This window comes from Bacillus ndiopicus, assembly GCF_000612805.1.
Lineage (GTDB): Bacteria > Bacillota > Bacilli > Bacillales_A > Planococcaceae > Metasolibacillus > Metasolibacillus ndiopicus.
Genome location: NZ_HG964410.1, coordinates 105,692 through 118,459, shown reverse-complemented (window position 1 = coordinate 118,459; position 12,768 = coordinate 105,692). Strand labels below are relative to the sequence as shown.

Sequence of the window (12,768 nt, the reverse complement as noted above, 5' to 3'; positions counted from 1 at the left end):
ATAGACATAATGTTTAATTTTAACCATCATCATCCACTTGCACCCGAGTTCTTAACAACAGTACTTGGTTTCACAGTAGTTCTTTTAATTTCTGTATGGTTCTTTATTCATTTCTTACGTGTAGGCTTACAATCTTCTGACTCTACTCGTATTGACGCTAAAAAATAATGAAGTAGAACATAAGGCTGTTTCGTAAGCGCAAGCTAGCGAAGCAGCCTTTTCTATATAAATAGTGTTATTTTTTTAAAAAACACAGCATTTTTCCTATTTGGCATTCTTCTTATTTTGCTTTACAATTTAGTTTAAAGGAAAGGGGCAACTATATGACTTCATTACAAGAGATTTTAAATTTCAATGAATTTTTCGTAGCACATAAACAATATGAGCCTTATATTACAACAAAATATCCCGATAAAAAAATCGTTATCCTTACTTGTATGGATACGCGATTGGTTGAGCTATTACCAAAAGCTATGAATTTCCGAAATGGGGATGTTAAAATCGTAAAAAGTGCGGGCGCTATCGTCAATCATCCATTCGGAGGTATTATGCGTAGCTTACTAGTAGGTGTTTATGCACTACAGGCAGATGAAGTTTATATTATCGGGCACTATGATTGTGGTATGAGTGCTGTTGACCCTGATCAAGTGCTTAATAACATGAGGGAGCGTGGCATTAGTCAAGAAACAATCGATATCATTAGCTATTCAGGTGTTGATTTACGAGAGTGGTTACGTGGATTTGGCGATGTAACAACGAGTGTTTTAAAAAGCGTTGATATGGTCCGTTCACACCCTTTAATGCCTAAAGGTATACCTGTTCATGGTCTTGTAATCGACCCAAGCACAGGACGTCTTGATTTAATACAAGATGGAAACGACCATATATAATATTACAAAATATAGCTGTTGGAAAAGTAGGTTTGCACCTGCATTTCCAACAGCTATTTCTTTTTATTGTTTAGATGATAAGTTATTATGATTTTTGGTCTTTTTGACAATTACAGGAGCTTTCCTAAACAACAGTCTACTCCCCCTCACCCTTTGAATCCTCAGCTAACAGCGCGTACATATAATGATCTACCCACTGTCCATTAATAAATAATAGCTTTCGTAATAAGCCTTCTTTCACAAAGCCTACTTTTTCTAGTACGCGTATAGAAGCGGAATTCGGTGGTGCCACATACGCCTCAACACGATGGACTCCTACTTGCTCAAAGGCAAATTTCACTACCGCTTTTGCAGCATCTGTAGCAATGCCTTTTCCTACAAAATGCTGATCCATTGAATAACCAATAAAAGCACTAGAGTACGGTAGTCTTTTTACTGCATATAAAGAAATATGTCCAATTAAGCGATTCGTTCCCTTTACAAATACCCCAAAAGAAAACTCCCGCTTTTCTTCCAACAAGTATAAACTTTCCACAATTTTTTTACGTTGTGTTTCTACTGTATAAAAATTAGGATGATGTAGTGGCTCATATGTTGACCAAAAATATTTATTTTCGGATAGCAACACCGCCAAACTAGGTGCGTCCGCTTCTACTAATGTTCGTAAATCACATCGATCACACGCAATAGTAATCACCGTATCACCTTTCTTTTGAAATAAGCTCAAAAAGTCTCTCAGCATTTTTTATACACCGCTAAAGCGCCTTCTCCTACAAAATTTTCCTACACTGTTCTGTACAAACAGACGGTAACTTATCGTGCTTTCACAATCAATATTTTATGTTGCAAAACGTAGCATCAAGTACAAGCTTCCTAAGCAAGGTTAGTAGCTCTACTTTTATTTATGCTTCTTTCTTTTACTTTTCACTACATTTTTCGGTTTAGTCACTGTTTCTTTTACTTGCTCTTCTACTTCAGTTATTTCCTCTTCATTTTGCTGTACAATATTATCCAATTGATTTGTTAAATGTAAGCCTCTTCGCTCTGCTTCCTTTTCTATATGAGCTAGCGTTTCTTTTAATACTTGCACACGTGCATATAATTTATCATTTCCAGGTATTAAAATCCAAGGAGCATGCTTGCTATCCGTTTTGGCGAATACATCATCAGCCGCTTCGGTATAATTTTTAAATTTCTCGCGATTGCGCCAATCCTCATCTGTTAGCTTCCAAGCTTTATAAGGGTCCTCAGCGCGTTCATTAAAGCGCTTTAACTGCTCATCTTCGTCGATATGTAGCCAAAACTTAATAACGATATAATCACCATCAGTTAGTAGTTGTTCGAAATTGTTTATTTCTTCATACGCCCTACTCCACTCGTCTTTCGTTGCAAAGCCTTCTAGGCGTTCAACAAGCACTCGACCATACCAAGAACGATCAAATACTGCAATTTGTCCGTGCTGTGGCAATTTACGCCAGAAACGGTGCAAATAATTGTAGCGTAGTTCATGTGGCTGTGGAGCAGAAATTGGATGTACAACTAATCCACGTGGGTCTACGCGCTCTGTTAATCGCTTAATTGCGCCACCTTTTCCAGCAGCATCCATTCCTTCAAATACAAAAATTAAGCCTATTTTATTATTAAAGAGAAACTGCTGTGCATTGAGCATTTCGTATTGTAAAACTTTTAACTTCTTTTTGTACATTTTTTTATCCATGCTTAATGTTAAATCTAAGTCACTTAATTTTTTCATTTCTCCCACTCCTTAATCAGTAAATTATTATTATTCTATCCTATTTAGAACGACAATCCTACATAGATTTATGGTGAAATATAGAAATTCACTGAATGTACATTTTCTTATAGTTGTAGAGGTCAATTAAAAGATATATAATTTTTTACGGAAAGGGGAGGGCTACATGGCTCGAACTATATTTTTGTTCAGCTCTACAATTTTAACAATACTCTTTACTTTACATACATTTTGGCGCCATTTATTCGGTTTTTCAACATTGGCTAGCATCAATCGTTTACCTCTATTATTTTCCCCTGCTAGTTACGTTTATATAGGCTGGCTAGTTGTTTTTATAGGATTAATAATATATATTCTACGCAAGCGCCATCAACCAAATACGTTCACTTCTAGACAGCTAATATTATTTACATTAGCACATATTTTTCTGATTAGCTTTTTTGTTAGTTGGCATGCTAAATATCATATCGTTGCACTGTTACTATTAATTGCACAGCTTCTTTCATTATTTATGCTATATCGGACATATTTTTTAACAAATGTTCAGATTAAAGAGCGTGTACCTATCTCATTGTATTTAGGTTGGATGCTATTTTTAACGTATATCTTTTTTTCACATACAATGGTTTATTACAATTGGCATGGCTTAGGCTTGAGCAATACCTTGTGGACGGTTATTTTATTAACACTTGGCGCTACGATGGCACTTTATTTTCGCTATCGTTATATTGATAGAGTGTTGCCTTCCATATTTATCTGGGGCTATCTAGGTATCGCTTGGTATAATGGATTTGAGGAGCTATTCGTTACAGCAGTCGCGCTTTTTTTGAGCGCTGTGCTTATCGTCTGTCTTTTTTCAAAAATAAAAAACATCAAGTAGGTTAGCTATCAACAAAAAGGCTGCTGGAAAAGCAGATTACTATCTGATTTTCCAAGCAGCCTTTTTAATTTTCTAGCTCTGTTAAAATAATTGGCTTATCTTTTGTAACAATAACGGAATGCTCGATTTGTGCCACAAGTGATTTATCTGGCGTAATAAACGTCCAACCATCCCCGGCTTCAATGATATGCTCAGCCTTCGCTGAAATAAATGGCTCTACAGCTAGAACCATTCCCTCTTTCATAATTGTGGAATCCCATGCATCATAGTAATTTAAAATATGGTCAGGTGCTTCATGTAATGAGCGCCCTAAGCCATGTCCTGTTAAATTCATAATTACCGTCAAGCCATTTGCGTTCGCTTCACGCTCTACAGCTTTTCCGATTTGATTCAATTTTGAACCAGCTTTTACTTTCGTCATCGCACGGTCAAAAGCAGATTTTGCTATAGCACACAGCTTTTCTTTATCGTCGTAGCCTTCACCCACAACAAAAGAAATTCCAGTATCTGCAAAATATCCATTGTATGAGCCTGATACATCGATGTTGACTAAATCACCCTCTTGAATTACTTTATCACTTGGAATACCATGTGCAACCTCATGATTGACACTAATACAAGTATAACCTGGGAAATCATACTCTCCTTTAGGCCCAGATAAAGCACCAGCTTCCTCAAACATACGACCAGCTATTTCATCTAGTTCTTTTGTTGTAACACCTGGCTTTGTAGCTGCTTTCATCGCCTCACGAATTTCTGCAACAATACGACCAATTTTTTTAAACGCATCCAATTCTTCTTGAGTAGTTACAATCATCTTAAACGCCCTTCCTTTAAAGAAAATCTTTAATAACTATAACACAAAAGTACAAATAAATTGTATAATGGACTTCCAATAACTAAATTATAACTTTTCTAAAAGTTTTAACAATTAATTATTTGCATAGGTGCATGAGGTGATGAAATGACAAGTTTAACTGTTTATTTATTCTTATTTATCATCCCTATTTTTATTTTAACATTTTTCATTGTTAAATTATTACTTAACAATTTTAAAATGACAGAAACAAGGTTATTAAGTATTGCATTAATTAGCTTTTGTTTCTTATTGTTAGGAGGTTTTTTACTCCATACATTGCCACTTCAATATGTCCCATTCTTCTCTTCTGTAGTAATGGGAATATGTATTTTAATCTTTATTTCTACACTTCTGCATTTAATGTATGTATTGTTAGTGAAGTATTGTCATTTACATGCGCGTCAGTTTATAGTTATTCTTTTTTACACGCCTGTATTTTTGCATATAATTGCTATTTTTTTAAGCTATAGTTTATCAATTGAAATTTTTTATTTACAAGCTCTTTGTCTTTATCCAACATCTCATCATTATAATATATGGCTTTTTGGTGCCATTAGCACAGACATATTTATCACAATTTTATTATCAGCATTTGGGGTAATCCGGGCAAAATCGGTACATGGCAAAAGCTTATTTCGATTCTTTATCATTACAAATAGCCTGTTTTTTATATTATTTTTATTAACATTTGCTTTATATTTGAAGGAATATCTACTACCTATATCTATTATTTTATTTATGACAGTTGCAAGTGTCATTTTTATTGTAGGCATTACAAAATTCGAGCTTATTCCAAGTATGGAATCTCGCTATCAAATGGTTTTTGAAGTGACACCAGCTGCTATTATTTTACTTTCTAGTGAGCTAAAAGTGCTTGAATATAACATACATGCACGCAATACTTTCTATGCCACTTCAGACCAGAGCTTATCTGCCCTTTTACACACTGTACATAATCAAAAGCAGGGTATGTTGTTAATTAAAGCATTACAAAGCTCTAGACAGCTTAGTAACTTTACGTTGGATTTTGAAAATCCTTCAACATTACAAAAAATGATTTTAGCATTTGAAGCATCCATCATTCCATTCGGTTCTGAAGAATGCTACTACATTATGTGGCGTGATATTACCGATGATACAGAGAAAGAGTCACTTGCGCATTATTTGGCCTATCATGACGCATTAACAGGTCTTCATAATCGCGCCTATTTTGTACAGTATGTTGAAGCATATATTAATAAATCATTAGCAACAGATATTCATGCGGTAGTTTTAATTGATTTAAATTTCTTTAAACAAATCAACGATAATTATGGGCATGCTGTTGGTGATTTAGTACTACAGCATATGGCTTCCATTTTAAAATCCATTATTACGAGTCCACATATTATTGCTAGGCTCGGAGGTGATGAATTCGTAATATTTTTAAGGAATTTAAAAAATAAGGAAGAAGTAGAAACCAATGTAGCAGCAATTCGCCAGCGTTGTGAGAAAGATATTTTTCAATTTGAAAAGGTGCAGCTTACGATTTCCCCTAGTATAGGCTATAGCTTATATGCTGTAGATGGTAATACATTAGAGCAATTACTACATGTTAGTGATATCAATATGTATATAAATAAAGCTGTTATTAAACAGCAACAAGCTCCACTCAAGTAAAATACATCGCTAATGCAGTTCATATTTTCAAACGAGGTGTTTTCAATGCAACCAATTCATGTATACATGCTTGTGTACGGTATACCAATATTTATTTTGTTTATAATGCTTATTATTTTATTTTCAAAAAATATGGCGTTGCTAGAAAACCGTTTATTGAGCGTTATATCAATTGCATTAATTTTTGCTTTTTCAGGTGAGTTTGCACGTCAGCTCATTACACTTGAACATAACCCTTTTGTTTCTAAAATAATTGTCGGTCCCTTCATCGTTCTTGGAATGGTCGCAACACTGCATTTAATTTATATTCTTATTGTTAAAAATGCCAAAATTCGCTTTCGTAAAGCATTATATTATGCACTTTATATACCGCTAGTTGCTCAAATATATATTAGCTTTTCGCCTATAGCACCTATTGAACAAAGCTATGAACGCGTTGGCATTTGGACATATCGAATAGCCAATTTTTATAATATTTGGGCACATAGCTTAACAACATTTACCATTTGTATAACCTTGTTTATGTTTATTTATGGGTTTTTCAAAACATCTATTTCAATCGGCAAACAGCTATTACTATTTCTATTAACTAGCTATTCATTAATACTCTTGGGTTATATCGCAGCATTAAGCTTAGGGATGAATAAACTTATACCACTCCCTATTTTATTATTAAACTTTCTTACAGTTGCCCTACTTATGATTGGTATCCGAAAATTTGATTTAATGCCAACTATAAGCCAGCGTTATCGTCTCGTTTTCGAACTTATGCCAGTTGCAATTACAGTTGTCGATAGAAGATTAAATATTATCGAAATTAATAATAATGCACGACATTTTTTACAAGCTCGAGGAAGAAGCGAAGAGAATCTACTTCATGCAGCTCAATCAGAGTTTAACCAACAGCAAATTCATAATATGATTGCTGCAATTAAAGATAAACAGCAAATTCATGGTTATATTATTGATTTAAAGCGCAACAATGAGGATAGTGTTTTAAAAGTTTCAGTCGATGCTTCTTATATGACACTTGGTATTGAAAAGTACTATTACATTATGTGGCGGGAAATTACTGAGGAATTTGAGCGTGAACAACTTATTGAGCATTTAGCTTATCATGACTCACTAACAGGATTATACAACCGCGCTTATTTTGTTGAGTTTGTTACACAATGCTTAAGCAAGGCCACTCATCAACAAAATGCCATAATCCTCTTAGATTTAAATTATTTTAAGCATATAAATGATACATATGGTCATCAAGTTGGTGATTATGTTTTACAGCATGTAGCTAAAGTTTTAACAGCATGTATTCCAGCTCCTCATAAAATTGCACGCCTTGGCGGCGATGAGTTTACAGTCTTTCTACAAGAGATTAGCAATGAGGAGGAATTGTTGCATTTCGTTCATACCATTCGGCAAGCTTTTACGAAACAGCTCTTTACGCATGAAGGTAATATTACATTCGAGATTTCTCCAAGTATCGGGTACAGTATAGCACCTCGTGATGGACAAACATTTGAAGAACTATTCCATATTGCGGATCTCAGCATGTATGCGGATAAAAGGCTTATCAAGGAAACTTTGAAAGAAAAGATATAAAGCTATTAAATAATGGGTGTCAGAATGCAAGGCTATGCCTGCATTTCTGGCACCCCTTTTTTCAATGGTTTTAAAGCGATTGAGAGGAAGTTCACTAAATTATTGCTGAAACTTCTATATGGTCTAATACGTATATAAAATTAAAAGAAAGCAAAAACTTTAAAGGAGATGATTTTAATGGAGGATCGTAAAATTTTAAGTATGCTTAGCTATTTAAGCATTTTCTTTGCACCATTTATAGCACCGATTATTATTTGGTTAGTATCGAAAGATGAAGAAGTCCGCTACCATTCAAAGCGAGCGCTCATTTCACATATTATACCTATTATACTAGGTATAGCTGTTGGCGTTTTCTTTATCTTTACTACGATATTTGGCGGCGTTCAAGAAGACGCAACTTTATTTTTTGCAGGCTTTGGTGGCATGTTACTTTATGGTTTATTGTATTTAGTATTCATCATTTGGAATATCGTACAAGCGGTGCTAGTATATCGTAATGTTTAAAATAAAACATCAATTGGGTATATTTAAAGCATCAATTAAAGGAGCGATCATATATGAAACTCGGCAAAATTGTAAAAACAGCTATAAAATGGGCACCTGTTGCTTATCCAATAATAAAAAAAATACTAAATGAGCGAAAACAACAACCAACAGCTCGTCGTAAATAAAGTTAAAGAGCAGCCTTATTGCTGCTCTTTTCTTTATACCCCTGGTACTTTAATCGCTGTACGACTAAAGCCTTCTTTTAATTTTTCCACATGTAAAACAGCTGGTATTATTGCTTTTAGCTCCGCTACATGCGAAATAACACTAACCATGCGTCCTGATTTTTGTAAATCGATTAAAGTATCAATTGCACGCATTAAAGATTCTTCATCAAGAGAACCAAATCCTTCATCAATAAACATCGTATCAATTTGCACATTTCCTTGAAAACTTTGAATAATGTCTGCCATACCTAATGCTAAACATAGGGAAGCATTAAATTTCTCCCCACCAGACAACGATTTAACATCGCGTGTTTGCCCTGTGTAGCTATCGTATACATCTAAACTTAGTCCACTTTGTCGACCATGCGATTCTTGTCGATCAGAGCACACTAATTGATACTGTCCGTTAGATAAATGCTTTAGACGACGGTTAGCTGCCTCTGTGATTTGCTCCAAATAACCAATTTGTACATAACGTTCAAAGGAAATTTTCCTTTGGTTCTGCCCTCGTAAGACATTATATAGCATGATTACTTCGTTCGCTGTTTGCGTTAACGAATGAATTTCGTCTGCTATTTGCAATAGCTTTTCTTTATATTCCAAGCAAAGTTTCTGGCAATTTCTTGATGCATTAGCTGTTTGTAAAGCTTCTTCATAAGCTTCTTTATATACTTGCAATTGCTCCTTAGCAAATGTTATATCTACCTTTTCAGCATTTGCTAATTGCTGTGTCTCTTGCTCAACAAATGTTGTTAAAGCATGAAGTTCATTTGTATACGTCATGTATTCCTGCTGTAACACTTGGATTTGCAGCTCTGTACGACAAGAATTAATAAATTCTTCTTCTGTCGCAAAATGGTATTCTTCTCTTTTCTTTTTAAATTGTTCTGTTACTAATATGAATTTTTGCTGCAATTCCTTATGATGTGCAACTGATAAAGTATACGTTTCTGTTATTTTTAAATAGTTCGTGTTCGATTCATCATAATTTTTCTGTGCTGTACTTAACGCCTGTTGCAATACATGTAGCTGCTGCTCCTTCTGCTTTAATATTTCCTCTAGCTGCTCAAGACTACTAATCGCTGGTGGCATGCTTAAACGCTTTTGCTCTAAAACAGTTTGCTGCTGAATAAACATATTCCTAACTTGTTGTAACTGTTGTTCGTTATATTTTTGATTTTGCTCAAGCTGTAAAATGTTAAGCTGCAAATTCTTCAACTGTTGTCGACCAACTACCAAATTTTCCGCTAAATTTTGTAATTGAACAATTTCTTCTTTGCTTCGTTGATAGCGCTCTATATATGAAAGCTCCTCATTACTTTCCACATTTAGCTGATTAAGCTGTTCATTCAATTGACTTTGCCTTTGCAATACCACGTTGCGCTCAGTTGTAAGCTGCATCAATTGCTGATGAAGTTTATTAGCGTGTTCTTTAAATTGCAGGAGCAGTTGTTGGTCTATTTGCTCTGTAGCATTTTGATTAATCGCTGGATGCTCTACACTGCCACAAACAGGGCAAGGCGCACCAGGCACTAATGAAAGTGCTAACATATGCGCTTGATTTGCTAACCAATTCTCCATTACTTGATCGTAGCGCTTCTGTGCTTCTTCATGTTTTTGCTGTACATGTGAAAGCTGTTCAGCCAACTGCCGCTCTACTACATTTACATCTTCCAAGCTTCGGAATAAAGCTACTATCTCTTTTAAGTATTGTTGTTGCTCTAACATTTTTGGCAGCTTAGCCACTCGTTCTTCTTGCTGTTCAATAGTATTCTGTTGCTCATTCATTCGCAGCTTTAAATTTTCAATCTGCTTATTATCGTTATTTATATTTTGTAGTTGTAAATCAAGCTCTTGCTGAAGCTTTTCAATAGCGTTAGTTAGCAATGCTATTTCCTCATAAAGCGGCTTCGTTTTCTCTAATTCTGCTAGCTCCTGCTGATATGCTAAACGCTCATTATCACGTTCTTTTTCCACCTTTAATGTTATAGATGCCTGCTGTTGCTCTTGCTGTAATTGCTCCTTTTTTGCAAGTAATGCTGTTAATAAAGCTGCTTTATCAGCTAATTCCTGTTTCAGTTGCGTACATTGCTCGGCAACTGGAATAAGCTGCTGTGCTTTAATAGCTGCTTCATACTGCCTTTTCTTATTTTCAAAAAACTCTTGCTCCGATTTTTTAGCTACTAACTCCTGCTGCTTTTGTTCAAATAGCTCGATTCTTGCATTTAAACGTTGCCATTCTAAAACAACCTTTTGCTGTTCTTCGTGCTTTGCAAATGCTTGCTTATAGTACTTAGCATCTGCATCTGCCTTCAATTCATAATATTGTAGCTCCTGCTCCAAGGCCTCATCAATTTGATATAAATTAGCATTATCATTTAAGCGTTCAAAGAGCAATGAATCACGCTCAGGCAATGCCCCCGCAAGCTGTTCAACATAGCTCTCACTACGGGCAATCGCCATTTTTTGCTGCTGCTCAGCCTCTTGCTTTTTTACTTCCAGCTTTTTAGCAATTTCTCCGTAACGCTCTGTCTTAAAAATTTTACGTAAAATTGCCTCTTTATTATCTGATTGTGATGTTAACAGCTTACGAAATTCACCTTGCGGTAACATAATAATTTGACTAAATTGATCATAAGATAAGCCAATTAGTTCCTCGATTTTTTTATTTATATCGGTTACTTTTTGTCGCTCAACAACAGGTTCCTCTGTTCCATCAGCTTGCAAGCGCATAAATTCGTAAGCTTCCCCAGTCGCTGCCTTACGTCCTTTTTTAACGTGTGCTAATTGCCGTTTTACACGATAAATAGTATCGCGCACTTCAAAAACAAGTTCTACCGCTGTATGCACATCATCCTCAGCAAAATCACTGCGCATTGATTTATTTTCTTTTCGATCTTGCCCACTTGCTGCACCGTATAATGCAAAAGTGATACCATCAAAAATCGTTGTCTTACCTGCACCTGTTTGACCAGAAATAACGAATAATCGATGTTGCTGCAATTCAGTAAAATCGATTACCTCTTTTTGTTTAAATGGACCAAATGCTTGAAGCGTTAGACGAATCGGTTTCATTTCACACTTTCCTCCTCACGCTCTTCCTTTAGCAAATCCTGCAAGGCTTCATCAAAGAGCTGAAGTGCAATATCTGATGGCTCTGCTCCTGTCATTTCTTTCATAAAACCTTGAAATAATGTGCGTTCATCTAATTGATCACGCATAATAACTTGCTCCTCATCACGCTCAACAAACATCATTCTTCGCTCAATATGCAAAGCATTTTTATAAACTGTGCGTATTTGTTCCATCGCCCCTATTACGGGTGTCGTATCAATTAAACGAACAAAAACATAATCTTCGCTCTCTTTGTGGTGCAAAATTTCCTGTAAAGTCCCCTCCACAATGCGTAAGTCACGATGTGGAATCAATGGGCGTTTCGTCACTGTTACTGTACCATCGGCCGCTATATCTACAATTAAGAAACCTTTTTCATGATTCGCTTCAGATGCGGAATACTTAAGTGGTGAACCTGCATAGCGTACCGTTTCATTCAAAACATAATGAGCACGATGCAAATGACCAAGTGCTGTATAGTGAAATGGCGCAAAATAATGTGCATTTATACATTCTGAACCTCCAATTGCCAGTGGGCGTTCTGAATCGCTTGTATTATCTTGTTTGTCGCCATTTGGTGTTACGAAAGCATGGGCAATCGCTATATGACGTGCCTTTGAATCTAAAGTAGGTGTGATTTGCTCAATTGTTTTTTTCATTGCATCATCATATGTGATAATTGTTTCATCCTGCAATGTAAACTTTACAGTCGCAGGCTCCGCAAATGGAATAAAATGAAAATGCACTTCTCCATGCTCATCATGTAATACTACTGGCTGCGAGAAAGCACTAAAATCCCCTACTATATGTAAGCCTGCCTGTTCCATTAATTGACGCCCAAACTGCAAACGAGTAGGACTATCGTGGTTGCCTGCGATTGCTAGGACAGGAATCTTTCGCTGTAATGCGATTTTACTTAATATATCATCTAATAAATCGACTGCATCTACTGGAGGAATTGCACGGTCATACAAATCACCAGCGATAATAATAACATCGGGCTGTTCTTCATCGATTGCAGCAATAAACTGCTCCAATATAAAGCGCTGATCGTCTGTCATATAAACACCTTGCACTAGCTTTCCTAAATGCCAATCTGCTGTATGGAAAATTTTCATGATTGCCACCTTCTTTATAGTTAATTCTTTTGCTTTAATTATGTTGAAATTATTAGTTGTCTCAAAATAATAGTACCATCAAATTACGCCTCAGTGTAATAACAGCCATTTAAAGGATGCTTGCATGTTTATAAATGGTTAATATGTAATCAAAATAAAAGTAATGACAAATAAAAAAAC

Annotated in this window: 11 protein-coding genes; 6 read left to right on the top strand and 5 right to left on the bottom strand. The window is 35.5% G+C overall.

The features are described 5' to 3' along the window. Positions 1-9 precede the first annotated feature (9 nt). Both TY13_RS20920 and TY13_RS18025 read left to right on the top strand, forming a co-directional pair. Entirely contained in the window at positions 10-168 is a 159-nt protein-coding gene (locus tag TY13_RS20920; RefSeq protein ID WP_195891721.1) for a hypothetical protein, read from the top strand. 155 nt (positions 169-323) lie between these two features. Then, complete coding sequence (locus tag TY13_RS18025; RefSeq protein WP_042478892.1) at positions 324-890, top strand: beta-class carbonic anhydrase; 567 nt, start codon at positions 324-326, stop codon at positions 888-890. Positions 891-1,026: 136 nt separating this feature from the next. On the opposite strand, the gene TY13_RS18020 is transcribed toward TY13_RS18025, so the two are convergent. Both TY13_RS18020 and TY13_RS18015 read right to left on the bottom strand, forming a co-directional pair. Continuing rightward, a complete protein-coding gene (locus TY13_RS18020) occupies positions 1,027-1,587 on the bottom strand; it encodes a GNAT family N-acetyltransferase (RefSeq protein WP_042478999.1) in 561 nt (186 codons plus the stop codon). A gap of 201 nt (positions 1,588-1,788) precedes the next feature. After that, a complete protein-coding gene (locus tag TY13_RS18015) occupies positions 1,789-2,643 on the bottom strand; it encodes a polyphosphate kinase 2 family protein (RefSeq protein WP_042478890.1) in 855 nt (284 codons plus the stop codon). A gap of 166 nt (positions 2,644-2,809) precedes the next feature. On the opposite strand from TY13_RS18015, the gene TY13_RS18010 reads away from it, so the two are divergent. Next, the gene (locus tag TY13_RS18010) at positions 2,810-3,523 is read left to right on the top strand and encodes a hypothetical protein (protein WP_052344380.1); all 714 of its coding nucleotides are present in this window, start codon (positions 2,810-2,812) and stop codon (positions 3,521-3,523) included. A gap of 64 nt (positions 3,524-3,587) precedes the next feature. Here TY13_RS18010 and map read toward each other — a convergent pair whose 3' ends face one another. Then, positions 3,588-4,340: a type I methionyl aminopeptidase gene (map, locus tag TY13_RS18005; RefSeq protein WP_042478888.1), complete on the bottom strand. Its 753-nt coding sequence runs from the start codon at positions 4,338-4,340 to the stop codon at positions 3,588-3,590. A 147-nt stretch (positions 4,341-4,487) separates the two neighbouring features. Here map and TY13_RS18000 point away from each other — a divergent pair, with 147 nt between their 5' ends. The 3 genes from TY13_RS18000 (at position 4,488) to TY13_RS17990 (ending at position 8,147) form a co-directional block, all read left to right on the top strand. Next, positions 4,488-6,041: a GGDEF domain-containing protein gene (locus TY13_RS18000; RefSeq protein ID WP_042478886.1), complete on the top strand. Its 1,554-nt coding sequence runs from the start codon at positions 4,488-4,490 to the stop codon at positions 6,039-6,041. Between the two features lie 45 nt (positions 6,042-6,086). Further along, complete coding sequence (locus TY13_RS17995; RefSeq protein ID WP_042478885.1) at positions 6,087-7,643, top strand: sensor domain-containing diguanylate cyclase; 1,557 nt, start codon at positions 6,087-6,089, stop codon at positions 7,641-7,643. A gap of 177 nt (positions 7,644-7,820) precedes the next feature. Next, positions 7,821-8,147 carry a DUF4870 domain-containing protein gene (locus TY13_RS17990; protein ID WP_042478884.1) on the top strand — a complete coding sequence of 109 codons (327 nt, stop codon included), beginning with the start codon at positions 7,821-7,823 and terminating at the stop codon, positions 8,145-8,147. Positions 8,148-8,347: 200 nt separating this feature from the next. Here TY13_RS17990 and TY13_RS17985 read toward each other — a convergent pair whose 3' ends face one another. Then, positions 8,348-11,431 carry an AAA family ATPase gene (locus TY13_RS17985; RefSeq protein WP_042478883.1) on the bottom strand — a complete coding sequence of 1,028 codons (3,084 nt, stop codon included), beginning with the start codon at positions 11,429-11,431 and terminating at the stop codon, positions 8,348-8,350. Next, positions 11,428-12,588 carry an exonuclease SbcCD subunit D gene (locus TY13_RS17980; RefSeq protein ID WP_042478881.1) on the bottom strand — a complete coding sequence of 387 codons (1,161 nt, stop codon included), beginning with the start codon at positions 12,586-12,588 and terminating at the stop codon, positions 11,428-11,430. The genes TY13_RS17985 and TY13_RS17980 overlap by 4 nt, the downstream gene beginning before the upstream one ends. Between the last annotated feature and the right edge of the window lie 180 nt (positions 12,589-12,768).